The organism is Bacteroides reticulotermitis JCM 10512 (assembly GCF_000517545.1).
In the GTDB taxonomy this organism is placed as follows: Bacteria; Bacteroidota; Bacteroidia; order Bacteroidales; family Bacteroidaceae; genus Bacteroides; species Bacteroides reticulotermitis.
Genome location: NZ_BAIV01000006.1, coordinates 183892 through 207878 on the forward strand (window position 1 = coordinate 183892; position 23987 = coordinate 207878).

The window sequence follows — 23987 nt, forward strand, 5'->3', positions numbered from 1 at the left end:
GGCACAATCATCTGTTTAATACTCTCTTATAGGATCAGCAACCTGATCTTCTCCGGGTTCAATCGGTTCTCTGGTATACATTAACGTACCAAAACCCATGTCATCCGATTCCGCACTGCCACGATGCCCGCCACCTTCCGGCCTCAACGTGCGTGCAAACGCTCTTGAATAATAAGGATTAGCTCCTTTTACTTTATAATGATTGTAGATCAGTTCCCAGCCCGGACGTGCCCGTCCTTGTCCATCGGGATCAACTACATTGTGCCATCCTTCTTTATAGGAAAAATAAGGAGTATATGGCATCACAGGTATTTGATTCGACACCAGATTATATTTCGCCGTATATTCGCACAAATCAAGGATCACATTATTATCATAAGCAAACAGATCGGTCTCAATCGCGTTATACACCATCTGACAGAAATAACCATGTTGCGGAATATTCAGCGTAGAGTGTCCCTGATCACGCCCCATCTCCTGACTCTGCGCGAATGTTTCCACCTTTCCATCCGGATCTTTATGACGGGCCACTACCGAATTCTTAATGCATCCGGCACCTGCTCCATTATAAAAATAGTTCAAAGCCATATTCACTTTGTCCGAATCATCGCACAAGATACCAATTGACAGAATAGACACCATGGCAGGAAGGTCCCAACTCATCCATGCTTCATTAGCCGGACTTCCGTTATGGTCGAACAAGAAGGTATAACATACTGGATAAAACACATCGACAAGCCACTGTTTGAAATTCTCAAAATCCGTTTTATTCCACCCTTCGTAACTACGCATAATTTCGGCAGCATTCGCATACTGATAACCGGTAAATCCTGCTACCAAGATCGCTTCTTTGCCAACAATCGACTTGCAGTTCTTCGCCCATTCATTCAACACCCGGATGGAAGCATCCGCATAATCGGAATCACCAGTCATCTTCCACATCAGGGCCAACTGGTACGCAGCCGCTCCATCGTCACTAATCGCATTATATCCACCACCCGGTCTCTCTATTTTTGAAACAGGACGCGGCTGATACGTCTTTTTAGCCCGCGGGCTTTCCTGTAACTTTTCAAATCCCATCAACCAAGGCTGTTTCTTTTCTACCATCGCTTTCTGACGTGCATATTCAAAGTCCGCATCCGTATGCAACATACAGGGATGTGTGAATGTGTAGGTCGGCGAAGAAGGCCAATTGTCAATACCCGAAGTCTTTTCTTCTGTAAATTCGGGTGCACAACTCGTGTTCAAAGACAGCAGTGTGCACAGTATCGTATAAATAAAAATCCTTTTCATAATCTTAATATTTTATCATATCCCGATTGTTTTCAGTCTATCAAGTTCTCTTTTCTCAAAAAGTTATTCAGTTCTTCTTCCGATTTGAATGATTTCACCCAATACATATCCATGTAATTATCACCCGCTTCGTCTACCTTCATTTCCCATATTTCATAGATATAACGGTCGATGATAACCTTGGAAGTAATTCTCACAGATCCGAAAGTATACCCTTCGCGGGATAAGTCGAAATAATGAATGGTTCCCTGATTATTATTGAGATTAATCTGATGCATCGCATTGTTTTTAGCTCCGCCTGTAGGGGTATAATATCCTCCCCAACCTTTATTCTTTGTATCCCAGATATTCACCAGGTAATTAGGACCTTTCTCCGACTTGCTTTATACTTAAAGCGAGTCGCGATAATCGGATAAGCATCAGGCGCGAAAGTCGTCTCTCCTTTCCTATAGATAAGTCCTTTATAATTAACACCGCCAACAAATACAGGACTCACGGTTAATCTCTTTTCTGCTTCCGTATCTCCGGTTACTTCAAGTTTCGAAGCGTTACCGGACCATATATCCCAGTTGTTATTACCATACATAAATGTATCATTGATTTTTCCTTCGGCAACCGTTACTTCAAAAGACTTCTCAAACGTTCCCAGCTTGGCAGTCAACGTAGTAGTTCCATACGCTTTCACCGTATAGACTCCGGTATATTCATCGATACTTACCACGTTCTGATTCGCACTATACCAATGCAAAGCCGACGAAGTAGCATTCTCGGGTTGTACCTTAATATTCAGTTTGGAGACCTCAGACAATGCTAAGACACGATCCGCATCTTCAACAACTACATCCGTCACCGGTATCACCTCATTCACTTTCACTTCAATGGTTTTCGTCACTCCACTACCATCCAGTGCAGCGACCTTGATCCGTGCGATACCCGACTTTAAGCCTGTCACCATTCCAGTTTCCGACACTGATGCAATCGCTGGCGTTTCGCTAGTCCACTTCACGGTCCAATAAGTTGCGTTTTCAGGAACAATAGCAGCATTCAATTGTAAAGTACTGGTTTCAAAGGTCTCCGGATTCTTGGGAGTAACTATAAGTTCTTTCACTTTAATAATCTCAGCTACGACCTGAACCTTTAGCGAAGCAGTAGCTACATATCCTACTTTAGAACGAGCCAATACATTGGCTTCTCCCACTTTATGCGCAGAAATGCGTCCATCAGAATCGACTGTTGCCACTTCCGTATTATCGGATACCCAAATCACCTCTTTGGTGGTTGCATGATCAGGAGCAACCGAATACGACACCAACGAATCGGTACCGACCAGAAGCGGTAGAGGATTGGTAACATTCAGTTTGATAGTAGTTAAGATGGATGCTTCACCTAACGATTCATACGTTTTATCATCCGTACATGCTCCTAGTATCACTAATAAGCATGGTACCGTCACGAAGCTCTTAATGCCTTCTTTATTTGTATACTAATGTATTTCATAATCACCTATATTATGTTTCAGTGCATCATTCACCCCATCCTGGGTTCTGCTTTAAATTCGTATTAAGTCTCAATTGGTCAGCGGGCAACGGATAGAGGTAATTCTTGTTACTCCACTGTCGGCCACTCTCCATCACGATGCAACCTTCGGCATCCGTAGCATTCGACATATCACTCCATTTCTTCTCAAATTCCGTTCCCTTCCATTTTATGCCCAACAGACTCTGGTTCATCTCGCTGACTGCCGTATTCCAACGTTTCAAGTCATCCATTCGGAAGCCTTCGTGAATTAGCTCTATCGTACGTTCCCGGCGAATTTCAGTCCGAAGGTTCAAATTGTGTTTCTTAGCAAATTCGACTGTCAAGCCTTCCATAGTTGGATTGACACGTTTGCGGACCAGATTCAACGTAAGATTGAGGGCATCCGTGACCGCCTGATCATCAGCTTTCCCTTCACTCTCATGCAGTTCATATACAGCCTCGGCATAGTTCAACAAGACTTCCGCATAACGAATAATCGGGTAATCATATCCTTCTTTACCGCTGGCAACTTTGCGTTCCGTAGCCCATTTCTGACAGAAATAGCCACTTCTTGACGTAGGCTCGAATGATTTATAGAAAGCAATTTCTAAATCAGTCGCATCTTCTTTCCAAGTAATTCGGCCATTCGCATTTCCCCAATACGGACGTCCAGCTATCATCATGGAATTCTGCATCCGATTGTCGCGGTTCTGAAATTCGGAAGTCATACTAGCATACATTGTTTCATTGGTAGGATCAACGGGTATACCTGTATTGGTCAAATACAGATTTGCCATTTTACGTGTCATGAAAACAGCTTTGTTTAAAAAGCCCTGTGTGATGTTGAATCCTATCGGACTAATGACCTCATCATATCTTCTGGTGAAGATGTACTCTGTATTGCCACTCTTGGTAATGTTCTCCGGATTTGATTGCGTATTTTCGAGTATAAAGAGATACTTATACGAGAAATTGCCCAGCTTCTCCGATTTGAATAAAGAGAAAATCCCACTGCCCATAACTTCCTTTGCAGCATCTACTGCAATTGTCAACAGTTCTTTGGTTCTTTCACCTTTATTGTCTCTGAATTTCTGCCAAGTACCTTCATAGAGAGCAACCCGAGATAAAAAAGCTTGAGCGGCTTCTACCGATACACGTCCTGCTTGAGCAGCCGTAAGAGTCTTATAAGCAGGTAACCCTTTAATCGCATCTTGCAGGTCTTGCATGATGAAATCGATCACCTCTTCACGCGAATTTTGTGCTTTCTTCAATTCTGGAGAATTAATATCCAGCGGTTCTTTCACAATAATCGCATCTCCATAAATCTGCACCAGATCGAAAAACAAATAAGCCCTGAAGAATTGTGCTTCCGCAACCGCTACTTTGATATCTGCCGGCGAAGAGAAGTTTTGAGCATGCTTGAGTAAGATATTTACCTGGCGGATGCGGTCATACGTATCCGTATAGTTCTTATCTTCCGAAGGAATCGTATTCGTACCATTACTATATTCACTCAATGTGCTGGTCATCAATAAGTCAGACCGAAGATCGCAGTGAGGGCCATCACCCACAATATCTTTGAAATTATGAGTCCAACCATAGAACTGACTGGAGAACAGTGTAAACTGATTCGGGTCTTGCCAGTAATTAGTTTCAGAAAGTTGGTCCTTAGGATCAATATCCAGACATGACTGAACCGAGATTCCTATGGCCAGGAGTAATATTGTATGGAGTTTAATTAATTTCATAATCGTATAATTTAAAATGTTGCATTTAAACCTATTGTAAATGTTCTGTTGAACGGATAACGTTCTCTTCCACCTTTCACGGTACGGGTAGTTTCCGGATCCCATCCGTCGTTAATTTTGGATATTTCCCAAAGATCCGCCCCCGATACATAGACTCTCATATTACTAATCACATTGTTTAGCTTTTGATATACCACAGCAGGCAGGGTATATCCCAGAACTATATTTTTCAAACGGAGATAAGAACCATTCTCTACCGACCAAGACGAAGCCATATAGTTATAATTATTAATGCGAGAGTTCGTCGTATACGCCGGATAACGGTTATTCGGAGTTTCCGGACTCCATGTCTTTCCCAGCGTATAATCTGAGGTATTGCGGTAAACCGTTCTAAAAGGAATCTTATACGCATCTGCTTCCCGGAAGACTGTTCGTTTAGCTACTCCCTGAAAGTTAGCTGAGAAATCGAAACCTTTCCAGGCAAAGCCTAAATCGAAAGAGTAAGAAAACTTAGGATCATCAGAACCCAGATAAACCATATCTTCTTGCGTCAGCTGCCCATCACCATTAGCATCGTGATACATATTATCTCCCAAGCGTATGACGGAAGGCATATCAATCGTATTACTTCCCAAGAATTTATCTTTGTATTTTTTAAGTTGTTCTTCGTTCTGAATCTTGCCAACATACTGGTAGCCAAATACGGAATTCAACGGGTAACCGTTTACAGCTGTATTGTATCCGGCAGTAATAACATCTGTACCGCCACTTTTAAGTGTATTCGTCATGTAACTGAAAGTCGCTCCGACATGATAAGAGAAATCACGAACCTTATCTTTCCAGCTTATCGTACCGTCATACCCTTTACTTTCAAATTTACCATCGTTACCCGATGGTGCCTTTCCACCTAATACTCCCGGATAAAGCCGTTCGATCAACATATTGTTGTTTTTCTTCATATAGAAATCGATACTACCCGACAGACGACTATCGAGCGCATAGAAATCCAACCCGATATTATAATTATGAATCCGTTCCCAGGTTCTGTCTTTACTTACCAATGAGCCGGAAGCGGCTACATACGTGATACGTCCGTCACCGATATAGGCACCACTACCTGACCTGTAATCATAAAGCTGAATTCCGTCAAAACGTCCGATACCACTTTGGTTACCAACTTCGCCATAGGATGCTTTCAGTTTCAGTTCATTCAACACAGTCTTAACGCCCGCCATAAAAGGTTCTTCAGTGATTCGCCAACCTCCGGAAAAGCCATAGAAGAAGTTCCACCGATTCTCCGGTTGGAATTTAGAAGAGCCGTCATAACGTGCGTTAGCTTCTACAAGATATTTCGATTTATAGCTGTAGTTTAGGCGAGAGAAATAAGACATCAACGCCTCCTCATATTTCTCCACTTTATTGATGCTCACCTCACCGCTACCATTCAACACTTCCAAAGGCTTCTGAATATCTTTCGCTTTCGTTGCACTATATTGATAAGCTTTACGGTCATATTGCGTACCCACCATGGCAGTAAAGTCATGAACGTCATTCCACTTTTGGGTATAATTCAAATAGGCAGAAGCAGTATAGTTATCTGTTTTTGCGGAACTCTTGGTATAAGCACTCTCCGCCGTAGTAGGATAAGGGTTACTATCGGTCTTTAGTTTATTTCCATTATAACTGTACCAGTCGATTGATAAATATTGTTCATCTCGGGTAGCATCATTGGTTGAATAGCCTAAAGTGGTTGTCAGATTCAGTCCTTTCATTAGCTCGAACTTAAATGTCTCGTTTATATTCAAGGCAGTAACCAGCAATTTATTATCTCCTCCCAATTCGGCTAACCAGTTAGGACCATATTCAGAACCCCACTGATACGGTTTCCCATCAATTGTAGAAACCGGAAATCCGGGATGAAGCGGCATAGCAGACGCAACCGAACCAAGCATAGTCGGTGCAACCTGATTCTGTCGACTAGCCGAGATGACAGAAGTTATGCTAAACCGGTCGGTGACTTTAAAGTTATTGGATAAACGAAAATTATAGCGTTCGTTCGAGTTATTGCCACACTGCAATGTACTACCGTCATACAGATAGCCGAATGATAACCGATAATTTGATTTCTCCGTACCTCCGGATATACTTAGATCATGTTGAGTAGAGCCAGCCCCACCCCACAAAACATCATTCCAGTCAACATCCATAAAGACCAGGTCGGGGACTCCGGCGAAGTATCCGGGCATCGGTTCGGAAGGATTCTGACCATTCAACAAATCTAAGTATTGCCCTTTCAAAGCTTTTGCCAGTGTGGCGTATTGTATCCACGCAGCAGTAGTAGATTGAGGGTCATTCTGAACTGCCTGTATCACTGTATCCGTCCAATCATCATATCCCATTAGATTGGGTTGCAAGCCTACTATCTTTCGCGTATACGAACCACTATATTCGATCTTTGCTTTGCCAGCGTCAGGGCGTTTCGTGGTGACAAGAATGACACCGCCTGCGGCTTTTGAACCGTAGATCGCGGCCGAAGCATCTTTTAGAAAGTTAATCGATTCAATATCCGATGCATTCAGTTGCGCTAAAACAGACGTGCCGTCTGCCGGAACTCCATCTATAATAACAAGCGGTTCTGTGCTGTTTTTCGAAACGGCTCCCCGAACAGAAATATTCCATCCTTCTTCACCCGGAGCAGCAGACGAACGTGTGATGCGAACGCCCGGCACTTGTCCCTGCATTGCCTGGAGCGGATTGGCTAACGTTCCTTTATCTTTAAAAATCTTAGAATCTACCACAGCTACCGAACCGGTAAGGCTCTCCTTCTTCATTGTACCATAGCCCACTACTACTACTTCGTCCAGCACTTCGGAATCTTCGTGCATGACGATTTTCGACAGATTAGTTCCTTTTACAGGTACTTCTTGTGTTTTATAACCGATAAATGAGATTACAAGCGTACCGCCAGACACGTTGTTCAGCATAAAGTTACCATCCATATCGGTAATAGTACCATGCGTCGAACCTTTTAGTTTGACATTGGCACCGATAACAGGCTCGCCATTGGAATCTACGATTTTCCCTTTTAGCGCCCCCGACTGTTGAACAGATTGTACCTCTATGACATCTGCAAATGCTGCCTGAGGACCACCCGCCAACAAAGCAGAGACCATCATCGTAGAGAATAGAATCCTTCCCGATGAAAGTCTGAAGTGATTTTTTTTCATATACATAAAATTTAAAACTAACATTTATACTATTTACTCTAATATTAGATACATTCTTGGATATACTCACGGATTTCTTTCCGGCTGATAAACAGATGATTCTCTACGGTACGGGAAGTTATTCCCAACTGAGCGGCAATATCAGCTGACGATTTATGTTCGAAACGACTCATGACGTAAATCTTCTGGCGTTGTTTGGGAAGTCGTTTGACTCTTTCCCGCTCACATGCCGACAGATTATTGGCTATAATCTGGCTCTCTACATCATTGGTACAAGAGGAGGATTGTTCTAAGAGATAGGATGCTATTTCCTGAGTTTTATAATAACGACGCAAATAATCCGCCACCAGATTGCGGCAGATCGTGAATATGAAATACTTCACAGTATCCGGGCGCAGCATTTGTTTGTAGCTCATCAAACGTACAAACACATCTTGGGAAAGGTCCTTTGCTTCTTCGTCCTTACCTATCTTATAATAGATATAAAGATAAACGGACCGTTGATAACTCTTATAAGAATCGGCAACCAGTTGAGTGGATGTTGTGTCTATATTTTCCATTTCTTAGATTTTTGTTTATCATAACATTGGCAAATATAGAAGCGAACACTCATAAAAGGCGAAGAAAAGAGGTAAGATAGATTCCGCCCTATTGGAAGGGAGGTAATAAAACCAACAAGCATTACTAATCAATGATTTACGTAATCACTTCATAGAGTCTCACATTATTACATGAGACTTTATAAGGGATCTTTTCCGTATAAATCAAGTCTATTTTCTCTCAATCGTATAGTTGTTTGTGTTTAACCAGGCAATCGTTTCCGACTCACCCGCAAAAGTATGGGTACTCATAAATGTCTCCTACGGAATCCATTTTTCCATTTCAAAACTTTTAAAAACGGACCGTATTACTGCTAAGCAAAGCGTCCGTATGTTTCCTTCAAAACATACGGACGCTGTATTATAAATAGCCTGATTCTAGTTTTTCTCTCAGGAATATCGCGTATTATTTCTCCGAATACCCTGCCAGATTATAACAAACAGGAACCGTACTGTTGCCCACCCGATAAATTCCGAATTTAAAATAGTAGCCGTCGTCATCGTTCCGGCCAATCAAGATCTCCTCGTTATCTACTATATGGCGGCTGAGAGTTTTCCCTTGATCCGCATAATCCATCTGTACATCCAGCATACCGGGCTTTACGATAGTCTCGGCTTCTTTGCCATACACCGTCCAATCGATATGTATGCGGAACGTGACCCAACAATCTTTAGGAAACTCGGCAAAAGGTATCTTGTGAGCAATGGTAGACGCTTTGTAGGTGGATGTTACGGGTTTCATCACAGTAGCCTTTTCGGGATTGGCGTTGCAGCGATCGTCTTTATCGGTCAGCCATCTCCGGTCCGAATTGGCTTTGATGTAGAACCATCCACCTGAAAACCCGAATGCAAGAGGCGGATATCCTCCTTGTTCTACCAGCCAACCGTTTTCCTTTCCGGCCTGGTAAATAGGGTTACCTTGTTTGTCCTTCATTGGCTTTCCTTGCTTATCTAAACGAGGAACCTTTTCATGACCCACATTCTTCTTAAAAATGGTACGCTGCTCCAACTCTAAAAACTCATCGATAGTCAATTTCTTCACCACACCCTCCGGAGTCTGCACCAAAGTACGATCGGGCATACCGTGCCATTGGGCAAAAATGGTGGCAACCTGTTGGTCTAAGTTCGAAGGGATGTAAACCGAAAACTCATAGTCGCGTGAGGAACCTTGCGGGCACGCGCCTTTACCATGATGATAGACCGTTTTGGTGATCTGCGCCTTCCGGTAAGTATCTGCCGGCAAGTTCGCAAAGTCGGCCGAGGTTGCGTAACAATAGGAAAATTCTGCCCGTCCTTTGGTCTCTCCCTTCGCATACCCCTCCAGTGTATTGTCATCTTCCCGTAGTTCAAAGCGGTAGGATGCTTCCCCTTGAAAAGGACGCGTAAAGTCGCGCTGAATAGCATGTTCTTTATTCGTGCCGACAGCTACCCAAACGTTATCTATAACCTGACTTGTACGTGCGGAGTCAGCCTGAACATTAACCCGTTCGGTCAACGGAACCAGCGTTTTTGTAGGGTGGTCCTCAGCGGTCAGTATGGAGCATCCGGCAAGCATCAGACAAATCGTAAAAATGTTTTTCTTCATTCTATTTCGATATTAAGTTTGTTTACGATACAAAAATACGAAAGGCAACCTATTCGGCTGCCTCCCTTTTGTCTCAAATGCTAGCACATTTGTGCAATTCCGCTATCAGAATCCCACATTTGTTTTATTGCGGTGTTTCTTCTTCATAATCCTCTTCCAACTGATCGACCTTTTGGATGCTCATCTTTCCGTCCGCATTGATGGTTATGGAAAGGGGCATATATAAATCGGTCTGCGGATAACAAACACTGGCGGCGTAAACAATTCCCGCCGAAGTCGTTTTATCATAAACAATTCCTTCCAATACCGACTTGGCAAGGAAAGCGGCATCCACTTCGGATGCGAAGTCTTCTTTCGTGAATGTTTTGTTGACAACCGTTTCGCCACCGCGCGTGAGGTGCAGAACGATTTTATTATCCAAATACGTATCGCCCATTTCATTGGTGACATGAGGCAGACTCTCGTCGGGCGTACGGCTCACTAAAGAGTGGTATTCTTTGCCTTTGAACTTGATGTCGATTTCGCTTTTGGAGTTTTGCATACGTTGTATTCCATGAATATCCGTACTATCTTGCAAAGCGGTTTCCGTTGTATTTCCCGATTGGTTACTCTTACCGCCGCATGCAGTTATCGCCAGAGTCAACGCCAACAAAAGCGGAAAACTTAGTTTTTTCATTTGGATCTTTCTGTTTATTAATAAGGAGCAAAGGAACAAAAACCGTCGGAGATTTACAAGTATAACCCCTATTTTCTATCGTTCTTCTCCGCTAGTTTTAGTCATTTCAGTAGCCAATGTGATTTCGTTCGACCCGGGTATTTGTTTCGTTCGACCTAGGTGTACCTTTCGTCCGGCCTGGGTGTTTGTTTCGTTCGACCCGGGTGAAACGAATTGGAATTGGCAGTCCGCCTCACAAACACTGGCTGTTATTTTATCTTTCCAACCCTGCGATTCGCGATTTTTTATGTACATTTGCATATAACAAGTTCCTACGCAACAGCTGTCAGCTATAGCTAGGCAACTGATAATCAAGTAAAGGAGCAAACTTAAGTCTTATGTACCAACGAATCCTATATATACTGTTTATTCTATATATCTACAGCATGAGCTGTATGGTGTATGGACAAAAAGCAAACTACCAACAATTTGACAATATCTATCTCGGAGCCGAAGCGTCTGTCATCAGTTGCTTCCTGCAAGATAGTGAAGGGCTGATATGGATCGGTTCCAACAAAGGATTGTTCAGTTACGACGGATATTCGTCGCAGCAGCATTTCACGTACGGCGAGCATAGCAACACCCGAATTTATTGCGGCGTAATTGTCAACCACACCTATTTATATCTGGGAACGGACAACGGGGTACTTGTTTATAACTACAAGACCGATAAATACGAACATCCGCAAACCGATTTCCCCACCGATGTACGCACCATGACGTTGCAGGGAGACACACTTTGGATCGGTTCGTTGAACGGGTTGTATGCTTATCAGCTCCAAAGCCGACATTTAAGCCTCTTCGATACCCGCCACAACGGCTTGCCGCACAACACCATCTACTCAACTCTTAAAACCCAAAACAACCGGTTGTACGTAGGAACATACAACGGCTTATGCCGCTTCAACCCGTCTGATAAAACCTTCCAGCGCATCCCCCTACCCGTCAACCGGAGCCAGAATAACTTATTCGTCAATTCCCTGCTAGAGGACAGCACCCGGCAATGCATATGGATAGGTACGGAAGGTTATCTTTTCCGGTACACCCCGGCAACGGGCGAGATGAAGCAGATAGATGCTTTCCACAACAACTCGATCAAATCGCTGGCCTTGGACGGAAGCGGCGAGCTATTGGCGGGAACCGACAACGGACTCTATGTCTATCGCACCGAATCAGGAAGTTTACAACATATCATACACGATTCGCGCAACATCCAGTCGCTCACCAATAACATCATCTGGAATATATACACCGATCAGAATCGCAACATTTGGTTGGGTACGGATTACGGTATTTCACTTTCGCGCTACAACAGTGCCTTGCAGCATATTCCTATTTCCCAAATCACCGGAACGGGCGACGGCAACCAGTTCTATTCGCTGTTTCGCGATTCCAAAGGGTTGTATTGGTTCGGGGGGACCAACGGCTTGATCCGCTTTGTCAGCCCACAGGGAAACCAGCACGATGCCATCTGGTATAAAATGGGAAACGAGACCTATCCCCTACCGCACAACCGCATCCGCCACATTTACGAAGACAGAGAACACCAACTCTGGATAGCCACCGACGGAAGCATCAATCGCTATGACTACGCAAGCCGCCAATTTGTACACTATAACATTGTAGACAAAACCGGGGCATACAACGCCAACTGGTCGTATTATATGTTCGAAGATGCCGACGGCAAGCTGTGGATTGCTACTTGTCTGGGTGGGATTTTTGTGGTGGATAAGCAGCAATTAATCCGCTCCAAGGCCGACAAATACGTAGCCGAGCAAAATTACTCGCTCCAGAATGGCCTTTCGGGTATGTTTATCAATCAAATCATTCCCGACCGTGAAGGCAACGTATGGGTGTTACTCTACAACAGCACAGGATTGGATAAGATCAACCCGCGCACCCAAAAAGTCACCCGGCTGTTTGCCAAAGAACTAAGCGGAGAGAAAGCACCCAACTACCTCCTGTGTGATGATGAAGGTATGCTTTGGGCAGGCTACAACGGCGGTGTGATGCGGATCAACCCCCAAGACGACAGTGCAAAGACTGTTGCCTTTGGCAGTTTTGGAAGTAATGAGATCCTGTCGATGGCTTCGATCAAGAATCATATTTGGGTTTCTACCACCAACGGGCTTTGGATTATCGACCGGCAAACGCTGGATGCCCGTCAGCAGAACATGACCGACAAGCGTTTCACGAGTTTGCTATTCGACTCCATAGACGGCAACATTTACCTAGCGGAGCCGATGGCTTTGCCATAACGAATCCGGACATACTGACGAGCAAGCAACCGGAAAAGCCGATCCTCCTGACCGCCCTATACATCAACAACCAGCTGGTCACTCCTCTCAACCGGGAAGATATAGTCAACATCCGATACACCCATGCAATCGAGTTGGCGTACAATCAGAACAACCTGGCTTTCGATGTTTCCGACCTGCCTTACTCACTGGAGGAGAAAAACAATTTCGTCTACCGGCTGGAAGGAATGGACAAAGAGTGGAATATGCTGAAGCCAAATACCAACCGCATCACATACAGCAACCTCGGCTACGGAGACTATCAGCTGATCATCAGCAAATTGGAAAAGAGCGGGCTACCTTCCGAGCATCCTTACATCCTTCACATCAAGATTCTCCCACCCTGGTACTATACCGTTTGGGCTAAAATCTGTTACGCGCTCCTATTGCTCAGTCTGGTTGCCTGGACGATAAACTTCTTCCGCGTAAAAAGCCGGTTAAAGATGGAACGGATGGAGAAAGAAAAAATACTCGAGCAATCAAGGCAGAAGATGGCTTTCTTCACCAACCTTTCCAATGAGCTTAAAACACCTCTTAGCGGAATTATCGCACCGATAAGCCAACTGCTACCTGTAGCCGGAGAAGCTAGTGACAAACATACATTGGAAGAAGTACAGCGCAACGCGATGAAGATCAACTCGCTCATTCATCAGGTGCTCAACTTCAACCGGATAGAGAGCAACGAAGATTCTCTCCTTATTATATCGCGTATCGAGCTGGTATCGTTCTGCCGCAGCTTGTTCTCTGTACATGCCGAGAATACGCAGCTGACATTTCATTTTGAAGCTAACAAAGCGAAGATTTATGCCGATATGGACGCCATCAAACTGGGAGTCATTCTGGACAACCTGTTATCCAATGCGGTAAAATTCACACCCGAAGGGGGATTGTCCGCTTCTCACTTCTATACCATTCAGAATCCGAGCTATTGGATATATGCGTATCAGACAGTGGTATAGGCATACCTCAGCAGGATATTCCGTATATATTCCAGCGCTTCTATCAATCACCACACACAGGAATAAAGAAAGAAGGAACTGGAATCGGCCTCTATCTGGTGAAAACTTACACGGAACTGCACGGTGGTACATGACCGGAGTTACTTCCGAGGAAGGTAAAGGAACATCCATCGGCCTGAGTATTCCGATAGCCGCCTCAGCCGAAGAAGAAGTTCAGGTTACGGCTCCTACGAAAAAAGAGTTGGAGTCGCTCCCGGTGCTCAAACCGATTGAAGCAGAATCACTCGACGAGAAATTCTTGTCGAATATTATCCGGCTGATCGAAGACCATCTTTCCGACGCTGACCTGAATGTAAACGCGCTATGCGAACTATCCGGCATCAGCAACAAACAGATCTACCGAAAGGTGAAACAACTGACCGGCATGTCTCCGGTGGAATACATCAAATCGATCCGCATGAAAAAGGCCGCAATGCTGTTGCAGCAAAAGAAATTCACGGTTGCCGAAGTGATGTATATGGTAGGCTTTTCCAATCACTCTTATTTCTCCAAATGTTTTCAGGCGGAGTTTGGCAAAACGCCTCGGCAGTACTTGAATGAGGAGTCATAAGTAGTTTCCGAAGGCTTTCGTCCTAATTTTATCCTTATATGTCCAATCTGTGCTTTCACCAAAAGTATGGGTGGGCTATCTTTGCCTTTGTTATTAAACCGCAAAATTTGATGGCATGAAAAAACAGCTTATTCTTACCTGCATCTGCATCCTATTCTCCTTTGTTTCGGGCAAGGGGCAATCGACGAAGACAGCAACTATCTATATAGACAGCAAAGGAGTTATGCGTTGGAGCGACACCCGACACGAAGCTTCCTTCTTCGGTGTGAACTACACGCCTCCTTTTGCGCACGCCTACCGGGCAATCGGCTATTTGGGCTTAGACCACAAAGCCGCCATAGATAAAGATGTATATCACTTCGCACGTTTAGGCTTCAATGCATACCGCGTCCACTTATGGGATGTGGAGCTGACAGACGGTAAAGGTAATCTGCTCGGAAACGAACATCTCGATTTATTGGATTATCTGATAGCCAAGCTAAAAGAGCGTAACATACATATTGTAATTACCGCGCAAACGAATTTCGGCAACGGCTATCCGGAGCGCAATATCCCCACCGGAGGATTCTCGTATAAATATGATAAATGCAACATGCACGCCAATCCGGAGGCTATTGCCGCCCAGGAAACGTATTTGCGCCAACTGGTGCAGCACACCAATCCGTATACGGGAAGTGCTTACAAAGACGATCCGGCCATTATAGGCTTCGAGGTGAACAATGAACCTTGTCACTCGGGAACGAAGGAGGAGGTGAAAGCCTACATCAACCGAATGTTGAAAGCACTCCATGATGCCGGCAACCGGAAACCTGTATTTTATAATGTAAGCCACAACGAATATGTGGTCGATGCCTATTACGAAACGGCTGTGCAGGGAACAACTTATCAGTGGTACCCCATCGGTCTGGTTTCGGGACAGACGCAAGAGGGTAATTTCCTTCCGTACGTCGACCGTTACGACATACCTTTTGCCAACGTGAAAGGCTTCAACACCAAAGCTCGCATGGTGTATGAGTTCGATCCGGCGGACATTATGTATTCGTATATGTATCCGGCCATGGTACGCACTTTCCGCACAGCAGGCTTTCAGTGGATTACCCAGTTTGCTTACGACCCCATAGACATTGCATATGCCAATACGGAGTATCAGACTCACTTCCTGAATCTGGCTTATACCCCACACAAAGCGATCAGTATGAAAATAGCCGCCGAGGCTGCTCAAGTACTAAAGAGAGGAGAATCTTACGGAAGCTATCCGCAGGACACCTTATTTGGCAATGGCTTCCGGGTGAGCTACAACGATGATTTGAGCGAGTGGAACAACGGTACCAAGTTCTACTACTCCAATTCCACACGCACCCAACCTAAAGATGCGTCCCGGCTAGAATCTGTTGCCGGATGCGGACATTCGCCGGTTGTTAGTTACGAGGGTACGGGTGCTTACTTTATCGATCGGTTGGAATCCGGCGTATGGCGTTTGGAAGTAATGCCGGATGCGGTAGTTGTCAACGACCCGTTTGCCAAACCTTCTCTGCAAAAAGAAGTAGTTGCCATCGCTCACGGGAGCTGGGACCTGACTTTACGCTTACCCGACCTAGGCACTACCTTCAGTGTCTTGGCTATTGATCGAGACAATCAACGCGCAGAAGGCGTATCGACAAACGGAACCATCGCAGCTCTTCGCCCGGGCGTTTACTTGCTGAAACGCCAAGGTGTGAATCCGGTACACGCGTGGAGTTCCGACTCTTCATGGGGTAACATCCGGATAGGAGAATATGTGGCTCCGGTTGCACGAAGCAATTCGTATAAAGTGACTCACAAGCCGGCAGCAACCGTTGAAGCCGGACAACCATTCGTAATCAACGCAGAGGTGGTAGGTCCGAGCATTCCGGACTCTGTCATTATCTATACAGATAAAATATCTTTTTGGAACGAACATAATCCGTACATAAAGATGAAACGCATGAGCGGCTACAGGTATCAGGCAACCGTACCGGCCGCGGAAATGGTAGAAGGTTGTTTCAGGTATAACATCATCGTCTGTCGGGGCGACAGCATCCGCACCTATCCCGGAGTAACCGGAGAATGTTCTGCGGGCATAAGCGGTAACCCACTGGATTGGAACTTCACTTCCACCCGGTATTGGGAAACTCAGGCTGTCGCTCCGGGTAGTGTGATCGGGTTACTAACCGTGACCGATTCATACAGCCACACAGAAGCTTACACGCTACCGGAATGGAGTTCCATTCAACGTACCTTGTTAGATGCTTCACCTGTAGAAAAGCCGCTGCTACGATTCAGTTTCACTTCCAAGCAGTCCAATCCGGTATACTTTCTACGTACACTAGTCAAATCAACGGTAGCGGAACGAAAAGAGAAGTTGAAAAGCTGTACAACGCTTTGCATCCGCATCAATCCGCATAAGGCGATTCCCCTAGATTTCCGGGCAGGCTTTATCAGTTCAGACGGCTATACGTACAAGGCAGTGAGCACATCGATCCCGGCAGACGGAATTATCCGAATACCGCTCAAGGAGTTGCAGCAAACGCGAACAGCACTGCTACCGGTGCCTTATCCGACTTTCTTGCAACAATACTTTACCCCGTCTACCGACATTCCTTTCTCGATAGAGAAAATAGAGAAACTGGAGATCTCTTTCTCTGCCACACCGGAAGAGATCGACAACCGAAAGCCGGTGGAAATAGAATTGGGAAATGTGTGGCTGGAATAAGCTTTCGAATATAGCATACTAAGAAATACCATAAAAAACGATTATTCAATAACACAGTAATTATGAACAGTAACATCTTAAATCTACGCCATCTGGCTGTATTCCTTATGTTGTGTACAACACTCATAGGTACTACAGTCTCCGCCTTTGCCCAACAACAGGCAGGAGGCAAACAAATCACAGGGCAAGTGATTGATGAGAACAAAGAACCCATGATTGGAGTAAGTATCCTTATCGTGGGCACATCTCAGGGAACAGTGACTGATTTCGACGGCAACTATACATTGGTAGTACCTAAAGCCAATAAAACGTTGCAGTTCTCGTATGTCGGTTACGTAACGCAAACTGTTGCTATGCCGACTAGCGGCAACGTGCTGAACATCCAGATGAAGAGCGACTCGCAGCTATTAAGCGATGTGGTTGTTATCGGATACGGTACGCAACGAAAAAGTGATTTAACCGGCTCCGTGACCAATGTCAGCAGCAAAGACTTCAATATGGCTGGTAAGTTCGCCCGAGCAACTAATCAACGGAAAGATATCCGGCGTACAGATTATGTCCAACAGTGGTTCGCCTACTGCGGGCAGCACGATCCGCATCCGTGGAGGTGCCTCTCTAAACGCCAGTAACGATCCACTGATTGTTTTAGACGGCGTTCCACTGGAACAAGGGGGTATCAGCGGAAACGACAACAACTTCATGAGCCTCATCAACCCGAACGATATCGAAAGCATGACCATCCTCAAAGATGCTTCATCAACGGCGATCTACGGTTCGCGAGCATCAAACGGGGTTATCCTCATTACGACTAAAAAAGGAACTTCCGACCAACTGAAAGTAACATTCAGCACCACCAACTCCATACAAACCCGTACGAAGTTGGCCGATATGCTGAGCTATAATCAGTTCGTCAATACCATCCGCACAGAAGGAACGGCCGCTCAACAAGCTTTATTGGGTACCGCACGAACCAACTGGAACGATGAGATTTACCAAAACGCTTTCGGTACTGACAACAACCTGAGCGTTGCCGGTAAGATAGCTCCCAATTGGCCGTTCCGTGTATCGGTGGGTTACTACAACCAAAGTGGTTTACTCCGTACGGATAAAGCGGAACGCTACACGGGAAGCATCAACCTGAGCCCCTCTTTCTTTGACGATCATCTCAAGGTGAACGTAAATGCCAAAGGGTCTATCAACAACAACGACTTCGCCAACTCCGAAGCTATCTGGGCGGCTTCAACTATGAATCCGACTGTTCCGGTCTATTCCGGTTCGGATGCTTTCGGTGGTTATACCGAAGCGGTCGACAATACGGGTGCGCCTGTCAACGGTGCCGTATTGAACCCGCTAGGCTTACTAAAGATGAATAATTCCGGCAGTAATATTCGCCGTTTCATTGGTAACATCGACGCTGATTACCGGGTACATTTCTTCCCGGATCTGAAACTGCACGCAACCTTAGGCTACGACTACGCACAAGGCAAAGGTAGTGTATACGTACCGGCGGAAGCTGCGCAGAACTATACAGTCTCCGGATTGAACTATCAATACGGACCGCAGAAGAAAGAGAATAGGCTGTTGACGCTATATGCCAACTACAATAAATTCGTAGAATCAATAAAGAGTAGCTTTGATGTAACTGCCGGTTATGATTATCAATACTGGAAAGCTACCGCACCGCTCTACACGGAACAGAATACGCTAGGCGATATTCAAAAGACTTCTAAAGCAACAGATGAGCGTCACGTATTGCTATCGTACTACGGACGTTTGAATTATTCGTTCGACTCTCGCTATATGCTTACGGCTACAATGCGTCGGGATGCAACATCACGCTTCGCCAAGAATGTGCGTTGGGGTACTTTCCCATCGCTCGCTTTGGGCTGGAGAGTTACAGAGGAGTCATTCCTGAAAGACAATCAGGTGTTGAGCAACCTGAAACTACGTGCGAGCTATGGGGTAACGGGGCAGCAAGACGGTATCGGTAACTACAATTATCTCCCGATCTATACCGGAAGTCAGAACGGTGCCGAGGCAAGCATGGGCAACGAATACATTCACACGTATCGCCCGAGTTCCTATGTACCGGACCTGAAATGGGAAACTACTACTTCGTGGAACATCGGTTTCGACTTCGGTTTTCTAAAAGACCGCATTACCGGTAGCTTCGACTATTACACGCGCAAAACAAAGGATTTGATTGCTACAGTACCTGCTGCTGCCGGAACTACTTTCGACCGGAACATAACGACTAACGTTGGAAATGTAGACAGCCAAGGTATTGAGTTCAGTTTGAACGCATCGCCCATACAGACCGAAGATTGGAAGTGGGATGTCAGCTTCAACATGACTTGGCAGAAGATGAAAGTGAAAAACCTTTCACTGACAGCCGGAGCCGCTGCGACCAATACATCGGTAGGGCCTTACATCGACAGTTATCAGGTACAGACTCTGACCGAAGCTATGCGCCGTACATGTTTTATGTGTATCACCAACTGTATGATGAGAAAACCGGCAAGCCGGTAGAAGGGGCTTATCTCGACCTCGACGGGGACGGGCAAATCAATTCGTCCGATTTATATCGCTACCACTCTCCTGCTCCCGATTATATATTCGGCTTCAGCACTTCTTTGCAATGGAAAAAGTGGACACTCAGCACAAGCTTACGTGCCAATGTAGCAATTATGTGTATAATGCCATGGCTATGAATACAGGTGCCTGGGAAACGGTAAGCTACAACTCGTACCAACTGAATAACTTATCGACCAGTTATCTGAACACGGGATTCAAGTCTCGTCAGTATTTGTCCGATCATTATGTGGAGAACGCCTCTTTCCTGAAAATGGATAACTTGTCGCTGGGATATAACTTCGGCAAAATCTACAGAGGATGTAGCCTGAATGTAAGTGCCATGGTTCAGAACGTATTCTGCATCACCAATTATAGCGGTGTAGATCCCGAAGTTCCCAATGGAATCGACCGTTCTTTCTATCCGCGCCCACGTACATATTCTATCAACGTAGGTTTCAACTTCTAATTATTAAAACGAGCCAATTATGAAAAAGATATATTATACAGCCCTATTCTTTTGCAGCACTTTATTGCTGGCATCTTGCATAGGCGATTTGGATCAATATCCGCATGAAGACGAAACGGCTTCGACGATATATACCAGCGCTGGGAATTACAAAGCAGTACTGGGCAAGATTTATGCTTCGATGGTCACTACCGGACAAGAGAAAAACGGCAGCAATGACCTAAGTAGTAACAGCGGGCAGGATTATATGCGTTGCTTCTTCAATTTACAGGAAGCCGGAACTGACGAAGTCGCTTCGACTTGGTTGTCGGGTGACAACGTTACCGGGCTGACTTACCTGCGCTGGGATGCCAACGACCCTTGGGTATCGGATATGTATTACCGTATTTACTACAACATCGCCTTGTGCAATGAGTTCCTCCGCAATGCCACCGATGAGAAGCTGGCACGCTTCAGCGAAGAGGAACAGACTGAAATTCGTCATTATCGGGCCGAAGCTCGTTTCATGCGTGCGTTGTTCTACTACCATGCACTCGACTTGTTCCGCAACATTCCGTTCATCACCGAGAATGACCCTACTGTGGGCTACTTGCCTCCCCGTTATACGGCTACGCAGATATTCAGCTATATCGAGAGCGAGCTAACCGGCATCGTGAGCGATATGCTCAACAAAGCGGATTGCCCCTACGGACGGGCTTCTCAGGGAGCAGCTTATACCCTGTTGGCCAAACTTTATTTGAATGCGCAAGTATATATCAATGCGCCTAAATACACGGAGTGCATCACAGCTTGCCAAAATGCGATTAAACAAGGGTATTCACTGGAAGATGATTACGCGAAACTCTTCAATGCCGACAATGACAAGCGGACAGCGAACGAGATAATTTTCACCTTGCCGGTGGATGCTGTACACACGGTTTCATGGGGTTCCTCCACATATATCGTGTGTGGTGCGGTAAGTAATACCTCCGACGAGCAAAAGCCTGAAGACTATGGAGTGAAGAGCGGCTGGGGAATGTTCCGCGTGCGTGGAGAGGTTCCGGCCTTGTTTACAGGTGTCGACGATCAGCGTTATATGTTCTTCACCGATGGGCAAACACAGTACCTCGACAAAATTGACGATCAATCGAACGGCTTCTTTGTAACCAAATGGACTAACCTGACGGATGCCGGAGAAACGGCTTCGAACACGGCAGAAGGTGGTGTGAATACCGACTACCCCTTGTTCCGCCTGGCGGATGTGTACCTGATGATGGCCGAAGCCGTAGTGCGTGGCGGATCAGGTAGCGACAGGGCAACCGTACTCGGCTATATCAACGATCTGCAAAGACGTGCATACGGTAATGATAATCATAAGAAGGAGGATGCAGACTTGACCGAAACTTTCATACTCAAGGAACGTGCCCGTGAATTGTATTGGGAAGGGTATCGCCGCACGGATCTCATCCGCTTCGGCAGCTTTACGACCGATAAATATCTGTGGCAATGGAAAGGTGGAGAAAAGGGTGGCACAGCTGTGAACAGTAAGTATAATATCTACCCGATACCAACAACTGAACTGACTGCCAATCCGAACTTGTACAATGAAAATTATTAATCATCCTCTAATACAAACAACAGATATGAAAACATTAAATAGGCTGATGATCTTGCTGGCAGGACTCTTTATATGGAGTGCCTGCGATGAGGACGGAGACAAATACTTCTTGTCGAGTTTGACAAGCAATGAATTGATCGCTTCGACCGACAACATCGTATTGACCGAAGATATCGCGCATAAGAATGTGTTATCGCTCGCATGGACTGACCGTACGTTAGCGGTAAGCAGCCCGGATTTTAAACCGACCGACTTGCTGAAAACAGCAATGCAGGTCTCGATGTCCGAGGACTTCTCAGGTACTGTGGAAGAATCGACTGAAACATCGCTCTCTAAAACCTATAATGCTGCGGAACTGAATATCGTAGCCAGCAACTTGGGAGCGGAAGCGAATGTAGCTTCCAAACTCTACTTCCGCTTAAAAGGGACTACAGGAAATAACATAGCACCTGCATATAGTAATGTAGAAGCGGTTACGGTGACTCCTTACAAGCTGGATACGCGTTTTGCTACTGTGCTCGACCAAAACTCGAATAGCACAGGTACCATGCTCTTCTCTATCGAAGATAAAGGGGTGTATAGAGGTTTTGTAGGCGTTGATGCCTGGTTCAACTTCTTAGTCAAAGAGGCCAACGGAACTGTTTGGCGGAACGATAATGAAACGGGAATGCCATTCTTGCTTACTACGGCAGGAGACTGGAAATGCTGGTTCCCCGGAATTAGCGGCTGTTATTACATAACCTTCGATACCGGCAATAAACAATGGAGTGGCTTGTCAATACCTTCGCTGAACGTAAGCGGGGATATCGAAGCTCAACTGGTATTCGACAAAGCAACCCGTAAATGGTCGGTCGGCTTCAACGCTGCAACAGCCGGTGATGTGAGTATTCAAATCGGCGGAACCGGTAAACTCTATGACCATACCTGTGCTAAGGCAAATGGTAGTGGCGGCTACGACATTGATGATTCGAAGGCGAAAGATACGCCTGTTGCATTCTCAGGAAATAGCACTGCATTGGCTTTCGGTACGACAGCAACCAACTTGACTGTGCATATCCCGCAGACGGGTGACTGTACATTAACTCTCGACCTAAGTGATTCGCACGTGTGGACAGCAACTGTAACTCAAGGATCGGTTGACCCCGAACCGGAACTCAGTCAATATCTCTATTTACCCGGTATCGGACCGGATGACAACTGGACTTACGACCGGAAGATTGAGTTATACTACAAAGAAGAGCAGAAGTATGCCGGCGTGGTAGATGTAAATTCAAAATGGGGAAACTATGCATTCTCTTCAAGTGATGCTTGGGATGGCGATAAGATGTATACGCTTGCCAATGATGACGCTGCTAGTACGGCCGAAAGTGGTACGCTTGTGAAAGGAGCCAACAAAAACATTACTGCTCCTGCCACCGGACTCCATCTATTTGAGGTATCACTGAAAGATATGACTTACAAGACCTCTCCGGTAGGCAATAATATCTATTGCTATTATGGTATAGAGGGTGACAACAACTTGTACCCCATTGCTGCCACTAGCACGCCGGGCGAGTACTCCGGAACAATCACGTTACCCCAAAACTCCAACTGGGGAGTGAAATTCTACATCTATAATGATTGGACAGGCGCCTATGGGGGAAGTGAAGGAAAACTATATTACAACAGTAACAGCGGATTCGCTTTACAGGCAGGTACCTATCTGGTTACAGTCAATCTGATTAGCGGTACCTATACGACTACTCAACACTAATTTTAGAGGAAGTAAACAATTATGAAACGATTCAAATATATGATATTAACGGCTTCCGCACTATTGTGCGGAGCCTTCTTCACCGCTTGCGACGACAACGATGATAAACCGGTATTCCCGGAATCGCCGGATAAAGAATATGATATGTCCGGTTTTGTGCGGGGAGCTGACGTAAGCTGGTTGACGGAGATGGAAAAGAAGAGTTATAAATTCTATGATGCCGAAGGTAACTCACAAGAGTGTATGTCCTTGCTCCGCGATCTGGGAATGAATGCGATCCGTTTGCGTGTGTGGGTCAATCCCGAGCAGGGATGG

At 45.5% G+C, this 23987-nt stretch carries 13 protein-coding genes and 2 pseudogenes; 6 read left to right on the forward strand and 9 right to left on the reverse strand.

All coding sequences use genetic code 11. The annotated features are described in order from the left end of the window. Window positions 1-15 precede the first annotated feature (15 nt). The 9 genes from JCM10512_RS05440 to JCM10512_RS05480 form a co-directional block, all read right to left on the reverse strand. Window positions 16-1293, reverse strand: coding sequence for an alginate lyase family protein (locus JCM10512_RS05440; RefSeq protein WP_044161188.1), 1278 nt, complete (start codon window positions 1291-1293; stop codon window positions 16-18). A 32-nt stretch (window positions 1294-1325) separates the two neighbouring features. Further along, a complete protein-coding gene (locus tag JCM10512_RS05445; protein WP_044161190.1) occupies window positions 1326-1646 on the reverse strand; it encodes a DUF4979 domain-containing protein in 321 nt (106 codons plus the stop codon). Next, window positions 1643-2725 (reverse strand): Ig-like domain-containing protein, encoded by a 1083-nt coding sequence (locus JCM10512_RS21210; protein ID WP_052517107.1) that lies wholly within the window; start codon window positions 2723-2725, stop codon window positions 1643-1645. The genes JCM10512_RS05445 and JCM10512_RS21210 overlap by 4 nt, the downstream gene beginning before the upstream one ends. Window positions 2726-2816: 91 nt before the next feature. Beyond that, window positions 2817-4559 carry a RagB/SusD family nutrient uptake outer membrane protein gene (locus JCM10512_RS05455; RefSeq protein ID WP_044161192.1) on the reverse strand — a complete coding sequence of 581 codons (1743 nt, stop codon included), beginning with the start codon at window positions 4557-4559 and terminating at the stop codon, window positions 2817-2819. 11 nt (window positions 4560-4570) lie between these two features. Continuing rightward, window positions 4571-7786: a SusC/RagA family TonB-linked outer membrane protein gene (locus JCM10512_RS05460; RefSeq protein WP_244436927.1), complete on the reverse strand. Its 3216-nt coding sequence runs from the start codon at window positions 7784-7786 to the stop codon at window positions 4571-4573. Between the two features lie 44 nt (window positions 7787-7830). After that, entirely contained in the window at window positions 7831-8346 is a 516-nt protein-coding gene (locus JCM10512_RS05465; protein ID WP_044161196.1) for a sigma-70 family RNA polymerase sigma factor, read from the reverse strand. Window positions 8347-8791: 445 nt separating this feature from the next. Then, window positions 8792-9970, reverse strand: a complete 1179-nt coding sequence (locus JCM10512_RS05470) for a heparin lyase I family protein (RefSeq protein WP_044161198.1) — start codon at window positions 9968-9970, stop codon at window positions 8792-8794. Window positions 9971-10094: 124 nt separating this feature from the next. Continuing rightward, window positions 10095-10646 (reverse strand): DUF4738 domain-containing protein, encoded by a 552-nt coding sequence (locus JCM10512_RS05475; protein WP_044161200.1) that lies wholly within the window; start codon window positions 10644-10646, stop codon window positions 10095-10097. 75 nt (window positions 10647-10721) lie between these two features. Then, complete coding sequence (locus JCM10512_RS05480; protein ID WP_148298278.1) at window positions 10722-10940, reverse strand: hypothetical protein; 219 nt, start codon at window positions 10938-10940, stop codon at window positions 10722-10724. 83 nt (window positions 10941-11023) lie between these two features. Between JCM10512_RS05480 and JCM10512_RS05485 the strand changes: the two are divergent. The 6 genes and pseudogenes from JCM10512_RS05485 to JCM10512_RS05510 all read left to right on the forward strand — a co-directional run. Next, window positions 11024-14551, forward strand: a pseudogene (locus JCM10512_RS05485) (two-component regulator propeller domain-containing protein). A gap of 115 nt (window positions 14552-14666) precedes the next feature. Continuing rightward, a complete protein-coding gene (locus JCM10512_RS05490) occupies window positions 14667-17282 on the forward strand; it encodes a glycoside hydrolase 5 family protein (RefSeq protein WP_044161204.1) in 2616 nt (871 codons plus the stop codon). 62 nt (window positions 17283-17344) lie between these two features. After that, a pseudogene (locus JCM10512_RS05495) lies at window positions 17345-20322 on the forward strand (SusC/RagA family TonB-linked outer membrane protein). A gap of 19 nt (window positions 20323-20341) precedes the next feature. Beyond that, entirely contained in the window at window positions 20342-21919 is a 1578-nt protein-coding gene (locus JCM10512_RS05500) for a RagB/SusD family nutrient uptake outer membrane protein (protein ID WP_044161206.1), read from the forward strand. 25 nt (window positions 21920-21944) lie between these two features. Continuing rightward, entirely contained in the window at window positions 21945-23672 is a 1728-nt protein-coding gene (locus JCM10512_RS05505) for a DUF5114 domain-containing protein (RefSeq protein WP_044161208.1), read from the forward strand. Between the two features lie 21 nt (window positions 23673-23693). Next, on the forward strand, window positions 23694-23987 hold a 294-nt coding region (locus JCM10512_RS05510), incomplete at its 3' end, for a glycosyl hydrolase 53 family protein (protein WP_044161210.1).

Bases quoted from the DNA above. Each gene is read 5' to 3' on its own strand.
- JCM10512_RS05490 (WP_044161204.1), top strand. From the start codon at position 14,667: ATGAAAAAACAGCTTATTCTTACCTGCATCTGCATCCTATTCTCCTTT.
- JCM10512_RS05475 (WP_044161200.1), bottom strand. From the start codon at position 10,646: ATGAAAAAACTAAGTTTTCCGCTTTTGTTGGCGTTGACTCTGGCGATA.
- JCM10512_RS05465 (WP_044161196.1), bottom strand. From the start codon at position 8,346: ATGGAAAATATAGACACAACATCCACTCAACTGGTTGCCGATTCTTAT.
- JCM10512_RS05470 (WP_044161198.1), bottom strand. From the start codon at position 9,970: ATGAAGAAAAACATTTTTACGATTTGTCTGATGCTTGCCGGATGCTCC.
- JCM10512_RS05505 (WP_044161208.1), top strand. From the start codon at position 21,945: ATGAAAACATTAAATAGGCTGATGATCTTGCTGGCAGGACTCTTTATA.
- JCM10512_RS05460 (WP_244436927.1), bottom strand. From the start codon at position 7,786: ATGAAAAAAAATCACTTCAGACTTTCATCGGGAAGGATTCTATTCTCT.
- JCM10512_RS05480 (WP_148298278.1), bottom strand. From the start codon at position 10,940: ATGTACATAAAAAATCGCGAATCGCAGGGTTGGAAAGATAAAATAACA.
- JCM10512_RS05500 (WP_044161206.1), top strand. From the start codon at position 20,342: ATGAAAAAGATATATTATACAGCCCTATTCTTTTGCAGCACTTTATTG.
- JCM10512_RS05455 (WP_044161192.1), bottom strand. From the start codon at position 4,559: ATGAAATTAATTAAACTCCATACAATATTACTCCTGGCCATAGGAATC.
- JCM10512_RS05440 (WP_044161188.1), bottom strand. From the start codon at position 1,293: ATGAAAAGGATTTTTATTTATACGATACTGTGCACACTGCTGTCTTTG.